This window comes from Pseudomonas sp. PGPPP1 (genome assembly GCF_002255865.1).
GTDB lineage: Bacteria > Pseudomonadota > Gammaproteobacteria > Pseudomonadales > Pseudomonadaceae > Aquipseudomonas > Aquipseudomonas cremoris.
The window spans coordinates 247,571-271,884 of the sequence record NZ_NKIG01000001.1 but is presented as its reverse complement, the minus strand read 5'-3'; the positions used below and the strand labels follow the sequence as shown (position 1 = coordinate 271,884).

Annotated in this window: 28 protein-coding genes and 1 pseudogene; 13 read left to right on the top strand and 16 right to left on the bottom strand. The window is 57.7% G+C overall.

Annotated elements, in window-relative coordinates; all coding sequences use genetic code 11:
* Both imuA and lexA read right to left on the bottom strand, forming a co-directional pair.
* On the bottom strand, window positions 1-615 hold the full coding sequence (gene imuA / locus CFE47_RS01335; RefSeq protein WP_286835155.1) for a translesion DNA synthesis-associated protein ImuA: 615 nt from the start codon (window positions 613-615) through the stop codon (window positions 1-3).
* A complete protein-coding gene (gene lexA, locus CFE47_RS01330) occupies window positions 615-1,232 on the bottom strand; it encodes a transcriptional repressor LexA (protein ID WP_286835154.1) in 618 nt (205 codons plus the stop codon). Before lexA ends, imuA begins: the two co-directional genes overlap by 1 nt.
* A 213-nt stretch (window positions 1,233-1,445) precedes the next feature.
* Between lexA and CFE47_RS01325 the strand changes: the two genes are divergently transcribed.
* Window positions 1,446-6,188, top strand: a complete 4,743-nt coding sequence (locus CFE47_RS01325) for an RHS repeat-associated core domain-containing protein (RefSeq protein WP_286835682.1) — start codon at window positions 1,446-1,448, stop codon at window positions 6,186-6,188.
* A gap of 1 nt (window position 6,189) precedes the next feature.
* On the top strand, window positions 6,190-6,603 hold the full coding sequence (locus CFE47_RS01320; RefSeq protein WP_286835153.1) for a hypothetical protein: 414 nt from the start codon (window positions 6,190-6,192) through the stop codon (window positions 6,601-6,603).
* A 107-nt stretch (window positions 6,604-6,710) separates the two neighbouring features.
* Here the strand turns inward: CFE47_RS01320 and CFE47_RS01315 are convergent.
* A pseudogene (locus CFE47_RS01315) lies at window positions 6,711-7,494 on the bottom strand (lipase family protein); the annotation flags it as partial.
* A 129-nt stretch (window positions 7,495-7,623) separates the two neighbouring features.
* Between CFE47_RS01315 and CFE47_RS01310 the strand changes: the two are divergent.
* Complete coding sequence (locus CFE47_RS01310) at window positions 7,624-8,010, top strand: hypothetical protein (protein WP_286835152.1); 387 nt, start codon at window positions 7,624-7,626, stop codon at window positions 8,008-8,010.
* 163 nt (window positions 8,011-8,173) lie between these two features.
* Here CFE47_RS01310 and CFE47_RS01305 read toward each other — a convergent pair whose 3' ends face one another.
* Together CFE47_RS01305 and CFE47_RS01300 are read right to left on the bottom strand one after the other, a co-directional pair.
* The gene (locus tag CFE47_RS01305) at window positions 8,174-8,761 is read right to left on the bottom strand and encodes an NUDIX domain-containing protein (RefSeq protein WP_286835151.1); all 588 of its coding nucleotides are present in this window, start codon (window positions 8,759-8,761) and stop codon (window positions 8,174-8,176) included.
* Window positions 8,762-8,772: 11 nt separating this feature from the next.
* Complete coding sequence (locus CFE47_RS01300; protein WP_286835150.1) at window positions 8,773-9,630, bottom strand: SDR family NAD(P)-dependent oxidoreductase; 858 nt, start codon at window positions 9,628-9,630, stop codon at window positions 8,773-8,775.
* A 162-nt stretch (window positions 9,631-9,792) separates the two neighbouring features.
* On the opposite strand from CFE47_RS01300, the gene CFE47_RS01295 reads away from it, so the two are divergent.
* Window positions 9,793-10,719 carry an alpha/beta hydrolase gene (locus CFE47_RS01295; protein ID WP_286835149.1) on the top strand — a complete coding sequence of 309 codons (927 nt, stop codon included), beginning with the start codon at window positions 9,793-9,795 and terminating at the stop codon, window positions 10,717-10,719.
* Window positions 10,720-10,911: 192 nt separating this feature from the next.
* Here the strand turns inward: CFE47_RS01295 and CFE47_RS01290 are convergent, their stop codons facing one another.
* Window positions 10,912-12,072, bottom strand: coding sequence for an alpha-hydroxy acid oxidase (locus CFE47_RS01290; protein WP_286835148.1), 1,161 nt, complete (start codon window positions 12,070-12,072; stop codon window positions 10,912-10,914).
* Window positions 12,073-12,193: 121 nt separating this feature from the next.
* Here CFE47_RS01290 and CFE47_RS01285 point away from each other — a divergent pair, with 121 nt between their 5' ends.
* Window positions 12,194-12,979, top strand: a complete 786-nt coding sequence (locus CFE47_RS01285) for a DeoR/GlpR family DNA-binding transcription regulator (RefSeq protein WP_286835147.1) — start codon at window positions 12,194-12,196, stop codon at window positions 12,977-12,979.
* Here CFE47_RS01285 and CFE47_RS01280 read toward each other — a convergent pair.
* From CFE47_RS01280 to CFE47_RS01270, 3 genes are read right to left on the bottom strand one after another with little or no spacing between them, the layout of a single operon-like run.
* Complete coding sequence (locus CFE47_RS01280; RefSeq protein ID WP_286835146.1) at window positions 12,944-13,681, bottom strand: DUF72 domain-containing protein; 738 nt, start codon at window positions 13,679-13,681, stop codon at window positions 12,944-12,946. The two genes, CFE47_RS01285 and CFE47_RS01280, sit on opposite strands and share 36 nt — an antisense overlap.
* Entirely contained in the window at window positions 13,678-14,109 is a 432-nt protein-coding gene (locus CFE47_RS01275; protein WP_286835145.1) for a DNA methylase, read from the bottom strand. The genes CFE47_RS01280 and CFE47_RS01275 overlap by 4 nt, the downstream gene beginning before the upstream one ends.
* A 2-nt stretch (window positions 14,110-14,111) precedes the next feature.
* Window positions 14,112-14,336, bottom strand: coding sequence for a hypothetical protein (locus tag CFE47_RS01270; protein WP_185707146.1), 225 nt, complete (start codon window positions 14,334-14,336; stop codon window positions 14,112-14,114).
* 286 nt (window positions 14,337-14,622) lie between these two features.
* On the opposite strand from CFE47_RS01270, the gene CFE47_RS01265 reads away from it, so the two are divergent.
* Window positions 14,623-15,183, top strand: coding sequence for a type 1 glutamine amidotransferase domain-containing protein (locus tag CFE47_RS01265; protein WP_286835144.1), 561 nt, complete (start codon window positions 14,623-14,625; stop codon window positions 15,181-15,183).
* A gap of 56 nt (window positions 15,184-15,239) precedes the next feature.
* Here the strand turns inward: CFE47_RS01265 and CFE47_RS01260 are convergent, their stop codons facing one another.
* Entirely contained in the window at window positions 15,240-15,446 is a 207-nt protein-coding gene (locus CFE47_RS01260; RefSeq protein ID WP_185707142.1) for a PLDc N-terminal domain-containing protein, read from the bottom strand.
* A 268-nt stretch (window positions 15,447-15,714) separates the two neighbouring features.
* Here CFE47_RS01260 and CFE47_RS01255 point away from each other — a divergent pair, with 268 nt between their 5' ends.
* Together CFE47_RS01255 and CFE47_RS01250 are read left to right on the top strand one after the other, a co-directional pair.
* Entirely contained in the window at window positions 15,715-16,191 is a 477-nt protein-coding gene (locus CFE47_RS01255) for a PA2171 family ribosome-binding persister protein (RefSeq protein WP_286835143.1), read from the top strand.
* 79 nt (window positions 16,192-16,270) lie between these two features.
* Window positions 16,271-16,513, top strand: a complete 243-nt coding sequence (locus CFE47_RS01250; RefSeq protein WP_286835142.1) for a hypothetical protein — start codon at window positions 16,271-16,273, stop codon at window positions 16,511-16,513.
* A 6-nt stretch (window positions 16,514-16,519) separates the two neighbouring features.
* Here the strand turns inward: CFE47_RS01250 and CFE47_RS01245 are convergent, their stop codons facing one another.
* Entirely contained in the window at window positions 16,520-17,836 is a 1,317-nt protein-coding gene (locus CFE47_RS01245) for an OprD family porin (RefSeq protein WP_286835141.1), read from the bottom strand.
* 173 nt (window positions 17,837-18,009) lie between these two features.
* Entirely contained in the window at window positions 18,010-18,405 is a 396-nt protein-coding gene (locus CFE47_RS01240) for a winged helix-turn-helix transcriptional regulator (RefSeq protein ID WP_233081356.1), read from the bottom strand.
* 91 nt (window positions 18,406-18,496) lie between these two features.
* Between CFE47_RS01240 and CFE47_RS01235 the strand changes: the two genes are divergently transcribed.
* Window positions 18,497-19,411 (top strand): aromatic alcohol reductase, encoded by a 915-nt coding sequence (locus tag CFE47_RS01235; protein WP_286835140.1) that lies wholly within the window; start codon window positions 18,497-18,499, stop codon window positions 19,409-19,411.
* On the opposite strand, the gene CFE47_RS01230 is transcribed toward CFE47_RS01235, so the two are convergent.
* Both CFE47_RS01230 and CFE47_RS01225 read right to left on the bottom strand, forming a co-directional pair.
* On the bottom strand, window positions 19,386-19,931 hold the full coding sequence (locus tag CFE47_RS01230; protein WP_286835139.1) for a putative natural product biosynthesis protein: 546 nt from the start codon (window positions 19,929-19,931) through the stop codon (window positions 19,386-19,388). The genes CFE47_RS01235 and CFE47_RS01230 overlap by 26 nt on opposite strands.
* A gap of 62 nt (window positions 19,932-19,993) precedes the next feature.
* Window positions 19,994-20,377 (bottom strand): DUF2946 domain-containing protein, encoded by a 384-nt coding sequence (locus CFE47_RS01225; RefSeq protein ID WP_286835138.1) that lies wholly within the window; start codon window positions 20,375-20,377, stop codon window positions 19,994-19,996.
* Window positions 20,378-20,557: 180 nt separating this feature from the next.
* On the opposite strand from CFE47_RS01225, the gene CFE47_RS01220 reads away from it, so the two are divergent.
* Window positions 20,558-21,163 (top strand): SCO family protein, encoded by a 606-nt coding sequence (locus CFE47_RS01220; RefSeq protein ID WP_185707128.1) that lies wholly within the window; start codon window positions 20,558-20,560, stop codon window positions 21,161-21,163.
* A complete protein-coding gene (locus CFE47_RS01215; protein WP_286835137.1) occupies window positions 21,163-21,630 on the top strand; it encodes a copper chaperone PCu(A)C in 468 nt (155 codons plus the stop codon). The genes CFE47_RS01220 and CFE47_RS01215 overlap by 1 nt, the downstream gene beginning before the upstream one ends.
* Window positions 21,631-21,769: 139 nt before the next feature.
* Here CFE47_RS01215 and CFE47_RS01210 read toward each other — a convergent pair whose 3' ends face one another.
* Entirely contained in the window at window positions 21,770-22,099 is a 330-nt protein-coding gene (locus CFE47_RS01210; protein ID WP_286835136.1) for a DHCW motif cupin fold protein, read from the bottom strand.
* 125 nt (window positions 22,100-22,224) lie between these two features.
* Between CFE47_RS01210 and CFE47_RS01205 the strand changes: the two genes are divergently transcribed.
* Both CFE47_RS01205 and CFE47_RS01200 read left to right on the top strand, forming a co-directional pair.
* Window positions 22,225-22,713: an HIT family protein gene (locus CFE47_RS01205; protein WP_286835135.1), complete on the top strand. Its 489-nt coding sequence runs from the start codon at window positions 22,225-22,227 to the stop codon at window positions 22,711-22,713.
* A 209-nt stretch (window positions 22,714-22,922) separates the two neighbouring features.
* Window positions 22,923-23,744, top strand: a complete 822-nt coding sequence (locus CFE47_RS01200; protein WP_286835134.1) for a DUF8758 domain-containing protein — start codon at window positions 22,923-22,925, stop codon at window positions 23,742-23,744.
* Here CFE47_RS01200 and CFE47_RS01195 read toward each other — a convergent pair.
* On the bottom strand, window positions 23,701-24,177 hold the full coding sequence (locus tag CFE47_RS01195) for a DUF488 domain-containing protein (RefSeq protein WP_286835133.1): 477 nt from the start codon (window positions 24,175-24,177) through the stop codon (window positions 23,701-23,703). The two genes, CFE47_RS01200 and CFE47_RS01195, sit on opposite strands and share 44 nt — an antisense overlap.
* Window positions 24,178-24,314 lie beyond the last annotated feature (137 nt).

Sequence of the window (24,314 nt, the reverse complement as noted above, 5' to 3'; positions counted from 1 at the left end):
TCAATGCCCCGCCAAGGCAATCGGCGCCGGATGGGCCAACCCGCCCCGGCACTTGAGCACCCGCACTTGCGCTGGCTTGGCCTCGACCGCCAGGCGCAAAGCAGCCGGTGACGAGTTGATCGCCTCGCTCAAGGCACGCCAGGCAAACGCCAGGGTCTGCCCGGTTTCCGCCGCCACCTGCAAGCGCCGCAACGCACGGTCATCGGCCTTGCGCGGCCAGCACAACACCGCGCCGCAACTGCCGGAGCGCAGGCATTGCTCCACCGCCCACAGGGCGTCACGCTCCTCGGCCTGGATCACCGAGAGCAGGCGCAAATCCACCCCGGCGTTCTGCCAGGCATGGGGATACGGCGTGTAGGGCGGCGCCACCAACACAATCCGCTCGCCTGCCGTTGATAAGCGCGCCAGGGTCGGCAGCACCAGTTGCAACTCGCCCACGCCCTCCTTCGCCATCAGGATTTCGCTCAGGGCCGACTCCGGCCAACCGCCCGTGGGCAGCACCGCATCCAGCGCCTTGAGCCCCGTGGGGTGCACACTGGCAGGTGGCGCGGCGGGCCGGCCTTTCCACACGCGGCCGCCATTGAACAGCGTGTCCAGTGCAACGACGGCACCCATCAGCCTTGCCTCACCAAGCCGCAGAACACTCCTTCGATGGCCAGGTCCTGATCGGGCCCTACCACGATGGGTTGATACGCAGGGTTGCGCGGCAGCAGGCGCACACTGTCGCCATTACGTTCAAAACGTTTGATGGTCACTTCACCGTCCAGGCGCGCCACCACAATCTGCCCGTTCAAGGCTTCGGCACTGCGGCGCACGCCCACCAGGTCACCGTCGAGGATGCCGTCCTCGATCATCGAGTCGCCCTGCACCCGCAACAGGTAATCCGGCGTTCTCACAAACGTGGCGGGATCGAGTTGCAAGCGGCTGTGCACTTCGGCATCGGCACCGATGGGCAAACCTGCGGCGACACGGCCAAGCACCGGCACATCCAGCCATTCCGGGCGCGCCGGCTGGTTGAGCAAGCGAATGCCCCGGGCCTGGTTGGGGTTGACCTCGATAAAACCGGCTTCGGTCAACGCCAGCACATGCTTGCGCGCCACGCTGCGCGAGGCAAAACCGAACGCCTCGGCGATCTCGGCGAGGCTGGGAGACTGGCCTTGCTGCGCGATACGGTCGCGGATGAAGGTCAGGATGGCGGTACGGCGGGGAGTGAGAGTCGTCATGGAGTACATTTGTACTCCTGTGGGAAATTTCTGACAATAGCCGCTAGTCGAGTGGAGGTATCGAAACGTCCCACATAACCGCCGGATAAGCTCTACTCCCCCGCCCTGAGATCCTCTGCAAAGTCCCACGCCTGAATACACAAGCGAAGGATTGCAGATGGACTTTCTTGTTGAACGGGCTCACTCGTGAACCCGGCCATTGGCCGGCTGGCCCTCACCCCCATGAATGTGAAGACGGTCGATGTCGAGGCCGTCTTTCATGATTTTCGCGAATGCCTGAATACCTTTGACGCGTGGGCTGAAAGCTTTTGGAGCTTTTCGGCACTGGAGGTGGAACAGGTATTCAAGGTCGGCGACGAAGTGGCGCTGGTCGCACCGATCAACCGTTCCCTCATTCCCAATACCACCACGGCAATGTGCGGCGCGAGCGGCACCTTGACGCTGGTGCATCTGTTCCAGAGCACGCGCTTTGTGCCTATAGGCGATACGCCGGTGGTGCTGCAACGCGTCGACCCCAGCGGCGGCCCACTGGGTGAACCCCTCCACAAGACCATCGGTCCGAGCGGCATCCTCGAAATCGACGAGTGTGATCGCAACCAGCAGTACCGGGTCAGTTTCTATCCCAGTGTTTCCAAGGATCACGTCAAGGCGCTGTATACGTCTTATCAGGTGGTGATCCAAGACCTTGAAGTGCGCCTGCGCCAAGCGTGGACGGACACCTTCCAAGCGCAGTGGAAAACCTTCACCGACGCCAAACCACTCGATCAACGCCGCATGCTGGAGACAGCGTTCCTACGCGGCATGGGCACAGCGCTTTACAGCCTTTGGGACAATTTCAAGCAGCTGTATGCCCTACTTGCGGACATTAAGCCCAACAGTGAAAAGCTGCTGCAGTACGTGTCTCAGGCGGAGCTGGATGAGCTGTTGACGCTGGATAGCGAATCGATTGCCAAGGGATTGTTGGCACTCAGTGATGAGCCGCTGATGTTCATCTACCTGTCGGCGATATCGAGTTGGATTCGGATGTTGCCGCCTCAGGACATGAATGAGGTGATGGGGGAGATCACTGGCGAGGTGTTGATCAACCTGCTGCTGTTGAGGGTTTTTGGCGCCATGGGTGTGGCGGTGCGCCTGGGTGCGCCAGTGTTGAGCCACACCAAATCCGGTCGAGCGCGGCAATTGTTGACGTTACTGTCCGAGCAACTGGTGTCGCCGCATTTGGCCTCGCATGTCGATGCGGTAAAGCCCCTGTTGTTGAGTGGTCCGGCGAGACCGATCAAAACGATTCCGGCGGCGCCATTGAAGGCGGGAGATCAGCTGGTTTCAAACCCGGTGGCGATGGCTCGGGACAAGGCGGCACAGCGCACGGCGTTGGTTCGGCAGGAGCACGTGGATGATGTGCCCTCTTCTGGGAAAAACCAGAACGGGGATGCCGTCGCAAGTGCGGATAAAACAGCCACGAATGGCTGCCCGGTTTCGATGGTGACCGGGGAAGAGCTGCTGACCTTGGTTGATGGATCGCTGGACGGAGTTTTGCCGTTTGAGTGGACTCGGTTGTATCGCACCAGTGCGGTGGAAGTGGATTGCGGGTTGGGGTTCGGCTGGAGTCATTCACTGGCGCATCGGTTGGAAGTTGCGGGCGATTCGGTGGTGTGGACGGATCATGAGAATCGCTCCACCACCCTGCCCTTGCCCTCTTCTGCTCGGCCTGCGATCACCAATAGCTTGGCAGAGGCGGCGATTTATCTGGGCGATTTGCCGGATGAGTTGGTGCTGGCTCAAGCCTCGCGTTTCTACCATTTCCGTAACGGTTTACTGACGGCCATTAGCGATGCGTATGGCAACCGATTGCGTATTTCCCGGGATTATTCGGGGCGTATCGAGCGGGTGTCTAACGGAGTCGGACGCTCGTTGTTTTTGCGGTACTCGTCGGACCGCATCGTTGCGGTGGACTACCAGATTCAACGGGCAAAGGGTTATGAGCCCTACGTCTGGGTCACTGAGCAAAGTGTTTTTTCCTACGCCTACGACGAACTTGGACGGTTGGTTTCGGCGACCAATGCCGTCGGCGAAAGTGAGAGTTACCGGTACGACGAGCAGCACGTCATTCTTGAACGTGGTCTGGCTGGTGGCGCGAGTTTCTTCTGGGAGTGGGAACGGTCCGGCAAGGCGGCGCGATGTGTCCGGCATTGGGCCAGTTTTTCGCAAATGGACACGCGCTATGCCTGGGACGATAACGGGCGCGTCACGGTGTTTAACGCCGATGGTAGCCAGGAAGTCTACGTGCATGACCAGCGGGCGCGGTTGGTGCAGCGCGTTGATCCTGATGGCGCCGAGCACTTTAAGTCCTACGACGACAAGGGCCGGCTGACGGTTGAGCAAGACCCGCTGGGAGCGGTGACGGCGTATCAGTACGACCAAGCCGGACGCTTGGTGGCGCTGTTTCCCGGGGACGATGAGCCAACGTCCTACGAACATGACAACGGTTTCGTACGGGTTGTGCGGCGTGGTGAAGCAGTCTGGAAATACGAGCGTAATGATCAGGGCGATGTCACGCGCAAGATTGATCCTGACGGCCATATCACCGACTACACCTACAACAAGCACGGGCAACTGATTGGGGTTTGGTACCCGGATCACAGCTCTCAGAGACTGGTGTGGAATGAGCGTGGGCAGTTGCTTGAGGAGCAATTGCCCAATGGTGGCATCAAGCGTTATCGCTATGACGACGTTGGGCGGCAGATTGCTCGGGAGGATGAGCACGGCGCGCTAACCCAGTATCAGTGGGATGGCGTTGGGCGGTTGGTGCGTGTGGTGCTTCCAGGCGGCGCTTGTCGGGAATACAGCTACAACCCTCACGGAAAGATCACGGCTGAGCGCGATGAACTCGGGCGCGTGACCCGCTACGAATATGCGGATGGCTTGCACCTGATCAGCCGTCGCATCAACGCTGACGGCACCCAGGTTAAATACCGCTACGACAACGTACGTTTGTTGCTGACCGAGATTGAAAACGAAGTCGGCGAAATCTATGCACTCCAATACCACCCTAACGGGCTGATCCAACAGGAAACCGGCTTCGACGGCCAACGCACCGCCTACGTCTACGACCTCAACGGCAACCTGCAAGAAAAGACTGAATACGGCGATGACGGCAGTCAGCTCGTCACCTGCTACGAGCGTGATCACGCCGGGCGACTCGTACGAAAGACCCTTCCCAACAGCAGCGTTGTTGACTATGCCTACGACCGCCAAGGCAACCTCCTAAGCGTCGACGATAGCCAATGGTTTTTAGCCTACGAATACGACATCCAAAACCGCCTCACCGCCGAACACCAAGGCTGGGGCACCTTGCGCTATGGCTACGACGCCTGCGGCCAACTTCAAAAGCTGCGCCTGCCGGACAACAACCGTCTTGTTTTTAATCATGCCAAAGGCGGCCACTTAGCTACGGTAGAACTGAACGGTGAAACCCTCACCTCCCACCTCTTCAAATCCGGCCAGGAACACCAACGCCAACAAGGCCAACTCCTCAGCCACTACCACTACGACGATCAACAGCGCCTGCATGCCCACGCCGTCACTCAACAAGAGCACTACCTCTACCAACGCCAATACGACTACGACAAATCCGGCAACCTCACCCGCCTGCTAGACACCCGCAAAGGCGACCAACACTACCAGTACGATCCCCTAAACCGCCTGACTCGCGCCGACCACTCCCAGGATCTGCAAGAACGCTTCGCCCACGACCCGGCGAGCAACCTACTCATGCAAGACCGCCCCGGCCCTGACATCGTGGCCGGCAATCGTTTGATTAGCCAAGGCGACAACCACTACGACTATGACGCCTTCGGCAACCTGATCCGCGAACGGTGTGGCAAAGGCCATCTACTCGTCACCGAATACCGATACGACTGCCAACACCGACTGATCGGCGTCACAACACCGGACGGTCAAAACGCCAGCTATCGCTACGATCCGTTCGGGCGTCGCATCAGCAAAACCGTTGACGACATCACCACAGAGTTTTTCTGGCAAGGCGACAAGCTGATTGCCGAACACCACAAAAACAAACACCGCAGCTATATCTACGAACCCGACAGCTTTCGCCCACTGGTAATGCTGGAAGGCTACGGCCCCAAAGAAACCAAGCCCTACCACTACCAACTCGACCACCTCGGCACCCCACAAGAACTCACCAATCCCGACGGCGAAATCGTCTGGTCCGCCCATTACCGCGCCTACGGCGAAATCAGCCGCCTCGACATTAGAAAAGTCGACAACCCAATACGGTTTCAGGGCCAATACTTCGACGAAGAAAGCGGCCTGCACTACAACCGCCATCGCTACTACAATCCGGATATTGGTCGTTACCTCACGCCTGATCCGGTGAAGTTGGCGGGCGGGATCAACACGTACCAGTACGTCCCCAGTCCTACAGGGTGGGTAGATCCGCTGGGCTTGAATACATGTCCAGGTGGAGACGGATGCAATCCTTTATCGGGCGTTGAAATCCCTTCAACACAAGCGTCAATTAAAAAGTCGGAACCCAGTCCACCGGACTCAACCAAAAACGAGGACTATCTTTTCCGCGGAGATAAAAAACTGCCGAGTGAGGCATTTGAAAATGGATTCAAAAGCAAAGGCACTAGTGAGGACTTATATTTGCACGCTGTGGACAGCGATGATCCGCCAAGCAATTTTATTAGCACATCATCCTTGCGCTCAGTAGGAATTACCTTTGCTACCAGCTACGGAGAGAGGAAAGGTTACTTGTACATACTTAAAAGTATTGAGGGGCATGATATAAACCTAGAACTAGGCAAACAGACACCATATCCAAAAGAAAAAGAATTTGCCATTCATAACACAATAAATCCAGAGGACATCCTAGGCGCCACACCAGTCAAAGCCGATGGAAGTTATGTAGGATATTCAATTCCAAACCCAAATAGGAAATAGTATGAAAACGCAAAAAATAGCTGCGATAGTCGACAATCAAAAAACAGAAGTAACCGTAAAATATGACACCGCAAAATTAATCATGACATTCTCAGAAGCCGATAACTTCAAAATAGTTTACGAAGGAAGGGACATGTACGTTTGCCTTGCAAAAATCAGAGCAGATTTCCCTCATATAACATTCCTATGCAAGGGCGCAAAGATAAATGTCAAACCTTCAAGAATGGCTTCTCAAATGAGCGCCGGCCTTGTCGCGTACGAAATGATCTTAGGCGAGCAAGCCACTAACGAAAACTTAGTACGTTTGTTCGACTATGAAGAAGACAACCTTACAAGTGACCCACAAGAACAAATCAACTTTTTTAAAAAATGGCTAGCGTCACTAGGCGCTCAAGACTATGAAACGTTCAACTAGTGTCCTTCATATGAATACTTACGCTAATTCCCCACCCTGTGGCGAGCAAGCTCGCTCGCCACAGTGGGTCGCTCACACCATCAAGTGGGGAAACTACCAGTCACAACCTACAGCTCAACCCCACAATTTCCTGCGATCTTTTCGCCCGCAAACGCCCGTCGAACGAAACCCGTCGAATCCCCAATGACCCATTCACCGTGCCCGAATGATCCAACTCCGGATAAAAATGCCATTCCACCCTGTCTCCCGCCTCACATGCCTCTCTTGCCAACGCTTTCTGGCCCAGTACAAACACGTCGCGATCCTTGCCACCAGTGCCGAGAAAGATCGGGATATCCGTCCTGAGCGTGGGGTAAGCCGACGCTTGATAGACCTGGTCCAGCGCGGCCTTGGGTGAGCGTTTGAGCTGGTGTTGAAGTTCGGGCCATCGGCGACTACGCGTTGTTCTATGGTGTGCAGGCACTGTTCCTGGCTGGCCTTGAACGCTGGCAGCGCGTGGTCGGAGAGGTAGTCGGCGGGAATGAAGGACGGCTCCAGCAAGGGGACGGTGCTTAGGCGCAGCAGGTTATAAGCGAAGATCAGCACCACCGAGTGACGGGCGTTTTCCAGCTCGGGGCTTTTGCCGGCAGGCTGGGCGGACGCGTGGGGCGTACCGGTTGCCAGCACCCCGACGATAGCCATCTCGGGCGCGTAGGCCTTCGCATACCCCGCCGTGGCAAACGCCGCACGACCGCCCTGAGATTGGCCGAACACCACGACGCGCATGGACAGGTTGAAATGAGCGGCGCCAACGGCACGAATGCTGTCGAGCACGCCATAGGCCAACGGCCGGCTGAGCCCGTAAGGGTGCAACCCCGGCGTACCCAGCCCTTGGTAGTCGGTGGCGACAATCAATAGTTGAGGTTTAGAAGTCGCGATTCCAGGCCGTATAGACTCCAAACATATTTTGGGTGCCTCGCCAGTCAATGAAGATGGCACATATAAGGGATACACGATATTGAACCCCAATCGGGAATACCCATGAAATCACGTGAAATAACCATCATAAAAAACGGCGTGCGTGAAACCGCATTAATCGAATATGAGGGAGGTAAGCCGTCGCTTCATATTCTATTTAACGATGGAATGCGGAAAACTTATACTGCACTCGACCTGTACGACAGCTTTGGCTTATTAAGGGCCGACTTGAACGATATTGTTTTTTTATGCAAAGGCGCAAAAATCAACGTTCATACCTCAGGAATGTCTTCACACATGTCAAATGGGCTAGTTGCATACGAGATGACCATTGGGCAACCAGAAGGTGAGCTGGTGCACATTTTTACATATGAAGAAAACGATCTAACCAACGACATACAAGAGCAACATGACTTTTGCCAGACTTGGGCTAAATCTGTTCACGCTTGAATTCACTGTATTTACCAAATAAGGCAACCCAAACCTGTAGTGAGTGAGCTTGCTCGCGCTGGGCCGCGAAGCAGCCCCAATCCAGACGATGCTTTTCTTCAGATAGATCGGCGTCGTCGGTTTTGGGGCTGCTACGCAGCTCAGCGCGGGGCAAGCCCGCTCACTACCAGCCTTCCTTCAACATCCGTAGCTCTAGGTGCTGCAACAACATAATCGTCTTGCCATCCACAATCTCACCGCTCTGCACCATCGCCAACGCCTGTTCAAAACCCAGCTCCAGCACTTCAATGTCTTCACCCTCTTCTTCCAGGCCACCACCGCTGCCAACGCGATCTCCCGGCTGATACTCACCCATGAAAAAGTGAATCCGCTCCGTCACTGAACCCGGGCTCATGAACGCCGAATAGACTTTCTCCACGTGCCCCACGCGGTAACCCGTCTCTTCTTCCGCCTCCAGGCGAATGCGCTCTTCGGGGCTGGCGTTGTCCAGCAATCCCGCAGCGGCTTCGATCAGGTAACCGGGGTAGTCATTGACGAACGTGGGCATGCGGAACTGCCGAATCAGCAGCACCGTGCGTTGTTCGCGGTTGTACAGCAGGATGGTCGCGCCATTGCCGCGGTCGTACACCTCGCGGGTCTGGGTTTGCCAACTGCCGTCGCGGCGGCGCAGGTCGAAGCTGTATTTTTTCAGCAGGTACCAATTGTCCGAGAGGGTTTCTTCGGCGGTGATGCGCACGGGGCTGTGGTCCATCGTTGGTTTTCTCAAGTAAGGGGGAGTGCTTGTTTGATGCGGTCCCAGGCGGCAGCGACGGCTTCTGCGGTGCCTGCTTTGATCCGTGCAAGGTCGCGCGGGTAATCCACACCGGGGTTTTCGGTAAAGCGCGTGGCGGTGAATTGGCCGTTGCTGGCCCGCAGGATATAACCCGTGTCCTCGCAATGCTGCGATGCGAGAAACAGCACACCTGGCGTCACCCACTCGGGTTTTAGTTCGTCCGGCTCCTCGGTCACTCCCCACATGCGTGTCTTGGCCACGGGCGAGATCGCGTTGACCCGAATTCCCGCCTGCGCGCCTTCATGGCCGAGCGCATTCATGATCCCCAGTTGCGCCATCTTGCCGGCGCTGTAGGCCACCAGGCCGGTCTGCTCGTACTGCGCGTACATGGCGCGGTCGGAGGTGGTGAGGATGATGCGGGGCGCGCGGGATTGCAGCAGGTGTGGCCAGGCGTGCTTGCACAGCCACAAGGGTGCATAGAGGTTGATGTCCATCGCGCGTTGCAGGAACGCTACGTCGAGGTCTTCGATGTTCTGGTAACCCACCCAGCCGGCGTTGTGGATCAGGATGTCGAGTTGGCCAAAGGCTTCGATTGTCGTGTGGATCAGTTGCCGGCAACCGTCCTCCGTGGACAGGTCGCCAGCGTGGCCGATCACTGTCAGCCCCTCGGCCTGCAGTGCTTCAGCCGCCGCTTGCGCTACCGTCGCATCGGTGCCGGATCCGACCTTATCGGCGCCGATATCACTGATCACCACCCGTGCTCCGCCCTGGGCCAATGCCCGCGCGTAGCTGAGCCCCAATCCACGTGCACCGCCGGTAACGATGGCTGTCCTGCCTGTGAAGTCCATGTGCTTGCCCTCCTGTTTGGCCGACCACCCTAACAATCCCTGCACGCAATGTTCAATGCTGTAACACTTTGCAAGCAATCCCCGTTTACGGCTGTCGGATTAATACCTGCCTGCAGGGGCCATCTGTTAAAAACCCTGCTTCACCTTTGCCCTGGAACCTTCATGTCTTCACGTTTTCTGTCACGCCTGAGCCTGCGCTGGTTTCCCCTGTTGTGCATGGCGCTGTTGATCGTCGGCCTGCCGGTGGGGTGTGCCGTGCTGCAACACAAAGAGCGCGAGTTGGTGTTTCGCATCGAACCCGGCACTGCCGGTTGGTACACCGGCTTGCCCAAGGCGGTGCAGGAATTCGAACTCAAGCCTGCCAGCTTCAAATCGGGGCAGAACCTTCATGGTTGGTGGTACCCGGCAGAGAAGAAAGACGCGCCGGCGATCCTCTATCTGCATGGCGTGCGCTGGAACCTGACCGGGCAGCTGTTTCGCATCGAGCAATTGCACGCGCTGGGTTATTCGGTGCTGGCCATCGACTATCGCGGCTTTGGCCAGAGCCACGGTGAGTTGCCATCGGAAACCACCGTGTACGAAGACGCGCGCATCGCCTGGGAACGCTTCCAGGTGCTGCAACCAGACCCGAGCAAACGCCTGATCTACGGGCATTCCCTGGGCGGCGCGGTGGCCATCGACCTGGCCGCAGAATTGGGCAAACAGGTGCCACTGCCGGTACGGGGTCTGGTGATCGAGTCCACCTTTACCTCGCTGGCGGATGTGGCCACGGCGGTGGCGAATACCTCATTGCCGGTGCGCTGGTTGCTGTCGCAAAAGTTCGATTCCATCGACAAGATTGCCGATATCCATATGCCACTGCTGGTGGTGCATGGCCTGGATGACCGCTACGTGCCGCCACGTTTCAGCGAGCAATTATTCGAAGCCGCGCAGGAGCCCAAGCGGCTGCTACTGGTGCCCGGTGCCAGCCACAACAACAGCATGAGCCTGGCGGGTCGCAGTTATGGCCAGGCGCTGGACAAGCTGATGCAAGCGAAGATGCCAGCCCAGGTTGTGACGCACTCCACAGGTCGCAGCGGCGACTCGTAAAAACGCTTTTCGGCACTGGGTTCGCGCTTGCGTGTCAAGCGCAAACCCTGCCCATACTGGCCCGCGCCGGCAGTTGATCAAATATTAACCTTTGGTTAAATCGCCATACCTGCCGGGGCCTCGCAAAGTTATCCACAGAGATACCCACGGTTTTCGTGGACAACTCTTTTTAATTTTTTACGATTTTTTTGCTCAGTTAATGCTTTCGGGAAATGTACCGGGCAACAAAATCTCGCGATTCACATTGCGTATATCGTTATACCCACACAGCGCCATCGACACGTCCAATTCCCGCGCAATAATCTCCAGCGCCTTGGTCACCCCCGCCTCGCCCAACGCACCCAAACCATACAAATGCGGACGACCGATCATGGTGCCTTTGGCACCCAGCGCCATCGCCTTGAGCACATCCTGGCCGGAGCGGATGCCGCCATCGAGCCACACCTCGATGCGCTCGCCCACCGCGTCAACAATCGCCGGCAATTGGCTGATGCTTGACGGTGCGCCATCCAACTGACGACCACCGTGGTTGCTCACCACCAGCGCATCGGCACCGGCGTTCGCCGCCAAGCGTGCGTCCTCTACATCGAGAATGCCCTTGATGATCAGCTTGCCGCCCCAGCATTTCTTGATCCATTCCACATCGTCCCAACTCAGGCTCGGGTCGAATTGCTGGGCAGTCCACGACGACAGCGAACTCATGTCCGCAACGCCCTTCACATGCCCGACGATATTGCCGAAGCCGCGCCGCTTGGTACCGAGCATGCCCATCACCCAGCGCGGTTTGGTCGCCATGTTGAGCATATTCGGCAAGGTCAGTTTGGGCGGCGCAGACAGGCCGTTGATCAGGTCTTTGTGGCGTTGGCCGAGAATCTGCAAGTCGAGGGTCAACACCAGCGCATCCACACCGGCGGCCTTGGCCCGCTCGATCAGTTGCTCGATAAATGCGCGGTCGCGCATCACGTACAACTGAAACCAGAATGGCTGGCCAACCTGTTCGGCAATGTCTTCCAACGAGCAGATGCTCATGGTCGACAAGGTGTAGCGCAAGCCAAACGCAGCGGCGGCTCGGGCGGTGAGAATCTCGCCATCGGCGTGTTGCATACCGGCCAAACCGGTGGGGGCCAAGGCGACCGGCATCGCCATGTCCTGGCCGATCATGCTGGCGCGGATCGATCGCTGATCAATGTTGCGTGCCACCCGCTGGCGGAATTTGATCGAGGCAAAATCGCTTTCATTCGCCCGGTACGTACTCTCAGTCCAGGAGCCCGAGTCGGCGTAGTCGTAGAACATCCGTGGGACACGCTTTTGCGCCAGCTTGCGTAAATCTTCGATGGTTGTGATCAACGGCATCTAGGTCACCTCTCCCTGAACTGAGCCCTGAGAGTAACCGTCCATCGGCTGCACAACCAGCCATTGCGTTTAAATCAGCGCGGGACTAATCTCGCATAAACCCGCAAAAAGACGCATAACCATGCACAACACCCATCAAGCCATCGACCTGCCTTCCTTGCGCAAACAGAAGATTTTGTTGCTGCTGGAGCGCGACGGCAAAGTCACCGCCTCGGATCTGGTGGAGCACTTTGCCGTGTCCCAGGACACCATCCGCCGCGACCTCGGCGAGCTCGCCGCCGCCGGCCTGTTGCAACGCGTGCACGGCGGTGCGCTGCCCCGTCCGAAGGACACCGGCAAGGACTTCTTCACCCGAGTCGGCGAGACCAACGACGCCAAGCGACACCTCGCCCGACTGGCCGCAGAGCGTGTGGAAGATGGGCAAATCGTGCTGTTCGATTCCGGCTCCACCACCCTGCAGATCGCACAGTCATTGCCGCGCTCGATACGCCTCTCCGTGGTCACGCCGTCGCCGATGATCGCCATCGCATTGGCTGACCATCCAGACGTGAAAGTGATTCTCGCCGGCGGCCAACTCAACCCGGCAACGCTGTCTACCAGCGGCCAGGAAACGGTGCGACTGATCCAGAGCATCAAGGCCGACTTACTGTTCACAGGCGTGTGCGCGCTGCATCCACAAGTGGGCATCAGTTCGCTGCATTTTGATGAAGTGGCGGTCAAGCAAGCGTTGCTCGACAGTGCCTCCCATGTCGTCGCCGTGACCATGGCCGACAAGCTCGGCGCGGTAGAGCCGTTTGTGGTGGCGCCGTGCAATCGTATCCACACCCTGATTACCGAGTGGCATGTGCCAAGTGTGGAGGCGTATGAGCAGTTAGGTGTGGAGGTGATGCGGGTGGAGGTCGAGTAAATGCAATGCGTCGGCGACGGCATGGCCGCTGGCGGTGTTGTCGAAGATGCACCAGGTGGGAATACCCTCTTCAACCGACCGACTCAATAACCGCGAATACGCCTGCACCCGCTCCGGACCATAGGCGCTGTGATAGATACGGGGTGAGCCATGCAGGCGCCAATAATGCACGCCTTGCCAACCGCCAGGCGCTTCACCGGTGTCGATGGCCGGCGGGTCGGCGGCCACACGGCCAATGTGTAGATCCTGCAAAAGCATCTGGGCGTCAAGCCAGGAGGGGTGACGAGGTTCCAGCACCACCGCCCCGCCAAAGCGCTGGCGTAATGCGCTAAAAAAACTTGAGGCGACAGAGCGTTCATAACTCAACGAAGGCGGCAATTGCACCAGTAGGCAGCCCAGGGTTTCACCCAGGTGCGAGCATTGCTCAAGAAACTCGTCCAGCGCCGTCTCGCAGTGCTGCAAACGCAGTTCATGCGTGATGCGCTTGGGCACTTTGACCGAAAAACGAAAGCCCGGTGGCACGCTGCATTTCCAGCGTTGGTAAGTCTTTGCCAAGTGTGGGCGATAAAACGAACTGTTGATTTCCACAGCCCTGAACCGCGTTGCATAGCGCTGCAAGTGCGTACCCTCGCGCGCAAAAGCGGGCCAATGTTCACTAGGCAAACTCCAGCCTGCGCACCCCACGTAGAGAGGTGTCGTCAAAACAGCACCTTGGCGGCATCGCGCATGAAAATCTCGATGGTCTTGGGGCCCACGCCATCAAATTCGCCCAGGCGTTTTTCGAATGCTTGGCGATCTTCGCTGATACTGCGTATGTGAGTGATCTTGCCCTCATAATCGGCATTGAGCTTGGCGCTAAGGTCAAGCAGACGTTGTGCAGTGCTTTCGTCGTAGCGCACGTAATGCGCACGCCCCAACATCGAGACCAGCTCCCGGGACGTGCAATGTTGCAACTTGCGCGGCGTGTCGCGGCCCTGCTCTTCGACAATCTCCCGGTACGCCTGCGCCGCGATGGGCGCCTGAATACGCTTGCCCATCAGGAAGCTGGCGATAAACCACTTGAACAGACTGCTGTCATCCAAAGGCTTGAGTTCGATGCCTAATTCAGATGCCGTAATCGACCTTGCCATCTTCAGTGGCCCAGCTTGCGCTCGGCCTTGGCTGCCTGCTCGTTGATCGCATCCGTCTGGCGCTCAACCTCCTTGACCGATGTGGGAGTGATGACCTTGTCGACGGTTCCGGTCTTTGGATTCGCACGCTCCAGCGTTTCGCCCTTGGCTGCTCTGCCAGCGCCTTTCTGAGCCTGTTCGGAGCTAATGGGATCGGGGGTTTTATCGGCGGTCTTGTGATCGGACATAGGTTTCTCCAGGCAGTTGAGGGCCGCTGAAAAACCAACGGCCACTTAAGCAGCAGAGGTCGACGGGTATCGATAGTTCAAGGAATGTGCGGCGCAGGGCCACTGACGAAAAAAGCGCAAATTAAATTAAACCTTTCGGATCACGGCCGGCTCAACACTCAGGTAACGGCGTATCGCCAACGCCACCAAGACTCTGCCCGCGCTTGAAAGCCACCTGAAAATGACCAAGGAACTGCAAGCCAAACACGACCGTTAACCCCTCTTTGATTACAGGAGAAACTCGATCATGAGTGCGCAACTCAACGGCAAGAACGTTCTGTTCATCACCTCCAACTCCGGCATCGAGCGCGACGAACTGCTCCAGCCCCTACAAGCGTTGCGCAGCGAAGGCGCGACCGTCACCCATGCTTCCATCAAAGGTGGCACAACACAGACCTTCGTCGGCGACACTGAAAAGGACAAAGCCGTCGAGTCCGATGTGAAATTGTCAGACGCCGTGGGCAGCGACTTTGACGCGCTGGTCATCCCTGGAGGGACGGTCAATGCCGATACACTGCGCCAGGACCCCGACGCGCAACGCTTGATCAACGACTTCGTCAAGGCGGGAAAAATCGTTGCAGCGATCTGCCACGGGCCGTGGGCGCTGATCGATGCTGGCGTGATCGAAGGTAAGACGTTGACCTCCTACAAAAGCGTGCGCATCGACCTGGAAAACGCCGGCGCGGCAGGCTGGGTGGATGCCGAAGTCAAACAATGCACGGCCAATGGCTGGACGTTGATCACGTCGCGTACTCCGGATGATTTACCGGCGTTCAGCGAGGCCATTGCGCAAGCCCTCGCAGGCTAAACGACTGCCGCATAAAAAAGGCGCCCTCAGGGCGCCTTTTCTATTATGTCTTTGCCTCAGCTTCTACGATGTTCCGGCATTTCACGCTTAGGCCCGAACATTGCCCATGCGATCAACCCGAACAGCGGCACGAAAATCAAAATCACCAGCCATAAACCCTTGGTCTCCCAGCCACCCGTACTGCGCAAAACTACGTTAATGGCCCACAGTTCCAACAGCAGCAGGATCACTGCCAAACCGATCCAGACATATTCTAATTGCATGATTCACCTCCTGAGGTCTTAAGCCTTAGGTCAATCATTCAAGCCCAGGGTTCATTAAAATGTTCAGCGGCGCACCGCTTGGGCGTAATGCACGCCTGGACAGCACCCACCATGCAACCTGCACGACAACAGACGTGTGAGGGATCGACTATCTAGTTGAATAACAAAAGAAATCTTTTATCGCCAAGCTTGGTACACCTGATGCAAGTCACTCTTCTAAGAGGCGTGCTTTTAGACACGTCTACCGTCCCTGAATGAGGTGATACCCATGAACGCCATTGACCTGCTCAAAGCTGACCATGAACGTGTGAAAGCCCTGCTGACTCAACTGAGTGAGTCCACCGAACGCGGGGTAAAAAAACGCACCGAATTGTTGGCCAAATTGGAAGCAGAAATAAGCCTGCACACCAAACTGGAAGAAGAAATTCTTTACCCCGCTTTCAGAAAAGCAGGGGGCAAGGAGCAGGACATCATGTACCACGAGGCCAAGGAAGAGCACCGTACTGTCGACTCCTTGGTGCTGCCTGACCTGAAGCAGACCGAACCCTCCACTACGGAGTTCTCTGGCCGTGTCAAAGTGGTCAAGGAACTGCTGGAGCATCACATCGAGGAAGAGGAAACCGAAATGTTTCCCCAGGCTAAAAAACTGCTGGGCAAAGCCACACTCGATGCGCTGGGTGCAGAGATGGAAGCAATGAAAGCGGCCCACAAGAAGTCGCAAGCCAGCAAGCCTATGGCGGCTTGATCCCGGCCCTGCGAAGCCTGGCAGGTTTGCGGGCTTCGCAGCCGTTGAAGGTTACAACCCTGCGATAGGGGATTGCGTCATGAAGACCAAATGTTCCCAACGGATTTTGCTGATCCTCGGCCTGTGCGCCCTGCTCACCGGCCCTGCCCTCGCCGCCTTTGGCGACGATACCGCGCCAGCAGCCAACGCGCTGCCGCCGGGTACTATCCCGAGCGGCCAGTCCGAGAGCGACAAGAAACCCAAAGACACTGACAAGCAGCCGCCCAAGCCAGCGGACAACGGTAAAGACAGCAAACCCAAGCCGAAAAAGTCGGGCAGCTGATAGTCGTTACAGCAACGGGATGCTGTAGCTGACGATCAGCCGAGTCTCGTCCTTGTCGGCAGTGTCATTACCCCGCAGCACCGCACTGCGCCAGGTGAACCCCAGGCCCTTCAGGGTACCGGTGGGAATCACATAATCCACGCGCACGTCACGCTCCCATTCACTGTTATCGCGACCCGCTGTGCGGATGTGACTGCCGTGAATGTAGGTCACGCTGGAGCGCAGGCCCGGTACGCCAAGGCTGGCAAAGTCGTAGGCATAGCTGCCGACGGTGGCTTGTTCTCCGGCATTCACGAATTTGAGCGACTGCGAATTGGTGATCAGGTAGAGCGAACGGCCCTGCCCTTGGTTGATATGGGGAAAGTCACTTTCGCCGGTGGTCTTCTGGTAACCGAGGCTGACCGAATGCCCGCTCAGCGCATAAGTAAACAGCGCACTCCACAGGCGGTTGTCGACCTTGCCTGCGTTGACGCCAGGCGCGTAGTAACCCGAGCTGACGTAACCCTCGCTACGCCCCGACGCACTGGAATTCTTACCGTCGGCGGTGCTGTAGAAATACCGCAGGTCACTCTTGAACTGCCCTACGGGTAATTGCCAGTTGTGCACCAGGCCAAGGAAATGCTGCTGGTAGAAGTTCTCCAGGCTCGCGTAGTAGTACTGCAATTGCAGTTGCTTGCTGACTGCGTAATCCACGCCGCCGTAGTAGAACTGGTTGCTGGACTTGCCCTTGATCGGGTCGTTGGCGCCAGCGATCGACAGGCCTTGGCCATTGCTGGAATTTCGGTCCACGACTTGCTCGAGTTTACCGGCGATCAGGTTGAAGTCCTTGAGGTCTTTGGAGTCCACCTGATAACCGCGAAACGTCTGCGGCAGCAAGCGGCCGTCTTCGGTGGTCAGCACCGGCAGCTTGGGCTGCAGGTTGCCGACTTTAAGTTGGGTCTGGGCAATACGCATCTTGCCGGTGACGCCGGTCTTGCTGAAGTCGTGGACGGCCTTGCCGTCGTCCAGCGGGAAGACGCTGCCGGGGGTGTTGTCTTCACCGGCCTTGCCTGCACGCCCCGATGCATCCAGACGCAGGCCATACAGTTGCTGCAGGTCCAGCCCCAGGCCCACCGTGCCCTCGGTGAACCCGGACTGGTAGTTGAACATGAAGGCCTGGCCCCACTCCTTGTCCGACGCGCCCCTGGCGTTGCGGGTGTCCTGGTTGTAATAGAAATTGCGCAGGTCGAGGCTGGCTTTGCTGTCATCGATAAAACCGGATGCAGCAGCGTGTTGCACGGCCCCCAAGGAAACGGCGAGGGCCAGGCAAGTCTTGTGATTCATGAAGGCTCCGAGAAGTAATTGAGGCAACCCCGTCGTAGCCCATCCCTGTTCTTTGTCAGTCGGGAGGTGCTGTATTCAACGGGTGCGCGCACGGTATAGCGTCAGGCTGTGCGGAAACAGCCGTCTAAACCGTCAATCACTTTTTCAGATTGCGTAACAATCCAGTGCGAGGGTTACGGGTGATCAAACCGTTCGCGCGCCTGGCGAAACGCATCACCCTTTTCCACGACCCAGGTCCATAGCGGAATCATGTGCACCAGCAACTCGGTGCCAAGGCTCGACAGCTCGTATTCAACCTTGGGCGGCACCTCCTGGAAGTCATGGCGCAGTACCAAACCATCACGTTCCAGCTGGCGCAGCGTGCGGGTCAACATACGCTGGGTGACGCCCTGCATGCGCCGGCCAATCTCGGCGTGCCGCAAACGACCGGACACGCCGAGCACGTGCACGATGCCCAACGACCAGCGGTTTCCTGCGTGGGTGAGCACCTCGCGTTTGAGGCCATCGTCATCCGCGCTGAGGGCATCGCAGGCGGCTTGGGAGCGGCGGATGATTTCGTCGTTATCCATGGTGCGTTCTCGGTATCACGGGTGTGCCTTCTTATGCGTGGCGATGAATTCTGCAAGCATGCCACGACTTTCAACACAGACGGAGAACCCCATGACAGCCTCTTCCATTCTGGTACTCGGTGCCGGCGAACTGGGCATGGCCGTGCTGCAGGAACTGGCCCTGTTGGCCGCACCGCGTAACGCGCGCATCGCCGTGCTGCTGCGCCCTGCCAGCCTGCACTCGGCGACTGCAAAAAAACTGCAAGAGATGGGCATCGAGCTGATCCCCGGCGACCTGCAAAACGACAGCCAGAGCAGCCTCGCGGCGATCTTTGCACCCTTCGCCAGCGTGATCTGCTGCACCGGTTTCGCCGCCGGCCCTGGCACGCAACGCAAGCTGGCCCAAGCCGCCATTGAGGGCGGCGTGCAACGTTATGTGCCGTGGCAATTTGGTGTGGACTACGACGTGATCGGCCGTGGCAGCCCGCAGGATACGTTCGATGAGCAGTTGGATGTACGCGACTTGCTGCGCGCTCAACAGGGCACGCAATGGCTGATCATTTCCACCGGGATGTTCACCAGTTTCCTGTTCGAGCCGTCGTTCGGCGTGGTCGATTTGCCTAACAACACCGTGCATGCCCTGGGCGACTGGGACACAGCCGTCACTGTCACTACGCCTGAGGACATTGGCCGGCTGACTGCACGCATCCTGTTCGCGGAACCGGCCTTGAGCAACCAGGTGGTCTTCACTGCCGGTGACACCCTGACCTATGGGCAACTGGCAGATACGGTCGACGCCAGCCTCGGCATCCAGCTCAAGCGCGAGGCGTGGTCAGTGCCCACTTTGCTGGCAGCGTTGGAAGAAGATCCCAACGAAAACCTCAAAAAATACCGCGCGGTATTCGCTCAGGGCCACGGCGTGGCATGGGACCCCGCCGTGACTTTCAACGCTCAGCAAGGTATCGCAGTGACGGACGTTGCTGCATGGATTGACGGGCACCTCAAGGCACCGGCAACCACTCGCTGAATTCACCGCGAGCGCCCAAGGCGCACCAGGCAAAGTCCCATGGCGAACGTGGCAGTGCCTGGTGTTCGAGGGTGCTGGGTAGAACACCTTTCCAATCGAACACCCGTGTACCTTGCCAGGCCAGGACCACACCCAGGTTCTGGCTGTCATCGGTAGCGACCCATCGCGCCGCCGCTGCCGCCATGAAGGTCTCGATGGGTTCGTCATCGATATGAGCGCGGTACGTCGAGCCCAGCAGCCAGCGGCAGACGTTCAGGTGGTAGGTCCAATCCAGCGGCGGCTGGTTGCGATAGGCCCAGGTCATGAAGCTGCGAAACAGGTTCAGGCCTTCGGGTGGGTCTAGCTTGAGCAGCGCCGGGCAGATATCGAACAGGCTGTGCCAATGCGGCAACAGGCGTGCATCCAGGTGTACGAAGCAGCGGGAGTTGCTGGGGTAGTCAGGCCGCAACGGTTCCGCGCGCAAGCGACGGGACGCCTTGCTGACCAGGCGGCTGGCGCCTGCAGGCAATACAGGGTTCATGAAGTGCACTCACAGTCGTGACGATAGAACGCCTCCTGTTGGCAGGAGGCCCAAGGCACACGTCAGAGGGCTGGGGAAGCGCGGGGGTTGGCCGAGGGCCAGGAGTATCGCGGGGGCGCCTTATTGCGCCGCTCATGGGCTGGGCGTGGAGTTTGTCCGAGGCCAAGCAGCCATGCCAGGCCGACCAAAAACACCAACGCAACGGTCAATGCGTTGCAAACTGGGCAAGCAAAGTAGTTCGAGATGTTGCTGGAAGACGGGCTGCCCAACCCTTTGTCGGAAAGTGGCGCCTGCTTGCCGTCCACGGAACAGAACGCACCACCGATGCCATTGAGCACCTGCCCCGTCATCTGACCATGCCCCAAACCACAGACAAACAGGTTCATCAGCACGCAGAAGTACAGGGCCCAGGCGATCAGCGAACGGTCGGGGTGGCTCATTTTCATGGCGGCGACTCTACCACCAGAGGTGCACCGAGATGAAGCACGGCACGCCCCTGTGGCAGAACGTCGCACGTTACGCGAGCCCTTCAGGGTTGGTAGACTTTGCGCCCTCCTCGTTACTCCTTTTCCAGGCCTGCGTGTTTGATTTCGCGCAATGCAGGCGTTTCACAGGATGCACAGTTGATGAGTACGTTATTCACCCGCCGCAAGGTCCTGACCGGCATGAGCCTGTTGGGTCTGGGCCTGCTGGCCGGTTGTGACAACAGCCCCAGGTTGAACTTCAAGTACGGCAAGGACTTGAGCGACAAGATCATGGGCCGCACCTTCAAACTCAAGAACACCGAAGGCGAGACGGTCACCCTCAGTTCCTACCGTGGCCTGATGCCGGTGGTGTTCTTCGGCTTCACCCAATGCCCGGCCGTGTGCCCGACCACCCTGGCGCGCGCCGCGCAGGCCAAGAAACTGATGGGCCGCGACGGCAAGATCATGCAGGTGATCTTCATCACCCTGGACCCGGAGCGCGACACGCCGGAAATCCTCGACAAGTACGTCAAGGCCTTCGACCCCAGCTTCCAGGCGCTGTACGGCACCCCGGAAGAAATCGCCGTGGCCGCCAAGGAGTTCGGGATCTTTTATGAAAAGATCCCCGCCGGCGACACCTACACCCTGTCCCACACGGCCACCAGCTTCGTATTCGACACCCGTGGCAACCTGCGCCTGGGCCTGCAGGCATCCCTTACCGCTAAAGAGTGCGCAGAAGACCTGCTCACCGTCATGGAGGTCTGCTAATGACTGCCGCTCAACACCTCAAGCGTCTCACCTTCGGCCTAGCCCTGCTCGGCCTCGCCGCACACGCCAGCGCCCAGGTGCTCGTCAGCGATGCGTGGGTTCGCGCCACCGTGCCGGGCCAGCCGTCCAGCGGTGCGTTCATGACCGTCACCGCCGACAGCGACAGCAAACTGCTCAGCGTGGCGTCGCCCGTGGCCAAGGACGTGCAAATCCATGAAATGAGCATGAAGGACGACGTGATGCGCATGGGCCCGGTGGACTCGGTCGCCCTGCCCGCCGGCAAGGCCGTGACCCTCGACCCCAACGGCTACCACGTGATGCTGATGGGCCTGACCGGCCAGATCAAGGAAGGCGACCAGGTGCCGCTGACCCTCACCGTGGAAAACGCCAAGGGCGAAAAACAGTCGATTGAAGTCAAAGCCCCAGCCCGCGCCCTCAACGGCATGGACCACAGCAAAATGCATTGATGTAGTGAGCGGGCTTGCCCCGCGCTGGGGGGCGAAGCCGCCCTAAATCTAGGCAACTCGGTCTTTCTGAAACACACTGCGGCGGCCCGATTAGGGCGGCTGCGCCCCCCAGCGCGGGGCAAGCCCGCTCACTACAAAGTCAGTCGACGATAAAGAGCTTTGCTCCGACTGCCGTCGATGAGCGATGCCCTTCCATCTCATTGCCCACCTGATAACTCATGCCTGCCGTCAGCGTGAACTGGCGGCCGTCCTCCAGCTCCGTGTGCAACTCGCCGTCAAGACACAGCAGGATATGCCCGCGCCAGCACCAGTGATCCGCCAGGTAGCCTGGGGTGTATTCCACCACTCGCACGCGGGTGGTGCCAAAGTGGCAAGTGCGCCACAACGCATTGCCCGTGATGCCAGGATGAATGACAGGTTCGACAGCGGACCAATCAGTGGTGCCAAAGGGGACAGCGGTGAGGTCCATGGTGGGCTCGGTAGTCGATTAACGTGGCATGACCCTAACCGCCTGATGCCTACTACGATAGATACAGATCCAGCGCGTTTGCGCGATACAGGTATCCTACGGGTCTTAGCCGGACGGATACGCTTATGCAGATCGACCCCATTTATATTCTTCATGAAACCGAACACTGGCGGCTCAATCATCACCTGTCGTCGGCCTTGCCGGGCTACCTGATGCTGGGAGCCAAAGCGCCCATTCACTCCCTGGCGGATATGCCTGAGGCGGCATTGGCCGAGTTGGGTGGATTACTGGCAAACACCCAACGAGTGATCGAAACGCAACTTCGTCCCAAGTGGCTATATATCAGCCGCTACGGGCATATGCCGGGCTTCCCGTTACACTTTCATTTCATCCCGGTATATGACTGGGTAGAGGACGCATTCTGGCGGGATGAGCGCTATCGGCGACTGCAAGATTTTGGCTCGCAGGTTCAAGGGCAGGCACTGACTGACGGTGCGGAGTTAACGCTGTTTGTATGGCGGGAATTCGGCGAAAGCCCGACCCCGCCGCTAGCCCAGGGGTGCTCAGTCGAGCAGGTGATTGAACTGTTGCGCATAGCTTTCGCCACGCAATAGTTTGAGGTTCTAACAGGCGCCACCAATACCTGCCGCGAAGCGTTGAAGTCGGCAGCAATACGGTACAGACACACCTGAATCGCCGCCTTCGCGAGCAAGCTCGCGTCAACAGTTTTCGAGTTTCATGCATGTGCCGTTACAAGTCTTTCTGGCAGGTCTCCGATGTCTGGATACAGTTCAAAAAAGACTTTTGGATATGGCGCTTATTTATGAAACGCAAAGTTCGAATCCTGATTTTGTGCAAGACCTACCCATCCCCCAGTGCGAAATATGCCGAAACCTCCTGTGTCGCAGGGATGGATGAAGATGGCAATCTAATACGGCTCTATCCCGTCCCTTTTCGCTTGGTAACAGGCGACCAGCAGTTTGCAAAGTGGCAATGGATTGAGGGGCTCATCGAAAGAAGCCCGACTGACCGCCGACCAGAAAGCCACAAGATCGGCGTAGACAGCATTTGTACCGGAAGAACATTACCCGCCGGGGACTGGCACGAGCGGCGTGCCTGGCTGAATAAGTTGACGGTTTATGAAAGCTTTGATGCCTTGGATATAGCCAGGATTGATAGCGGCGTAACGTTAGGCTTAATCAAGCCCTTACGCATTTGCGCTCTACGCGTTCAGAAATCGACTTCGGAAAAATGGACTCCCGAAGAAATCGAAAAGTTAGAATCCCTGCAACGTCAACCAAGCCTTTTTGAAGAGCAGGAACGCGCAAGCATCAAGCGGCTGGAAAAAGTGCCTTTCGACTTTCATTACATCTATGAATGCCTGGTCAACGGCGAAGTCAAATCCTACACCCACAAAATCGTCGACTGGGAAGCCAGCCAGCTCTATCGAAATGTTTACCGCAAACACGGTGGAGCGGGATGGGAGGGACCGTTTAGGCACAAGTTGGAAACGGAGCTGCCAACAAGGGATCTGATGTTACTGATGGGCACTATCCATCGCTTCCCAGCGCAGTGGCTGATCGTCAGTTTGATCTATCCACCTAAGCGACAGACCGAAGCTGATCAACAAATAAATCTGTTTTAGCAGGCAAGTGCTGGGTTGTCAGTGAAGCCTCCAGTTCATGAGCTGCTTCTGCGATCAGGCTACGATGGCAAAAGCTTGCATCCGCTTCGTAGCAGACCAAGCAAACGCGCTGATCAAGAGAGCTGGCAAGCAATGCATTCAACACACTGGTTTGGCTGCGAATGTAGGACCGAAATTCACTGGCATACACAGCCCAGATACCATCTTTCTTGTACTGCTTTCGGATGGGCTTTGGGCACCCCAGCGGGCGACTATGTTCATAGGCGATACCTGCTGCTGCAAGACATTGGGCAAACGCGTTTTTAGAAAAGCCTTTTTTGCGCGATAACGGGTATTCACGTACGTCGAGCACTTTCTCGATTCCGGACTGTTTGAGACGCGTGATGAATACATCGATGGTCAGACCTTCATAGCCTGCGGTGTAGAGGGTCATGCGGATTCTCCTGGAGCCTCCCGGCGCGATAAAAACGTAAAGCGCCGGAACTATAGCATCGAGATTTCACCCGTACGTACTGCCGGTGACGGGCGGACCTGAGCGAAACATAAAAAAACCGAATTGCTGCTTTTTAG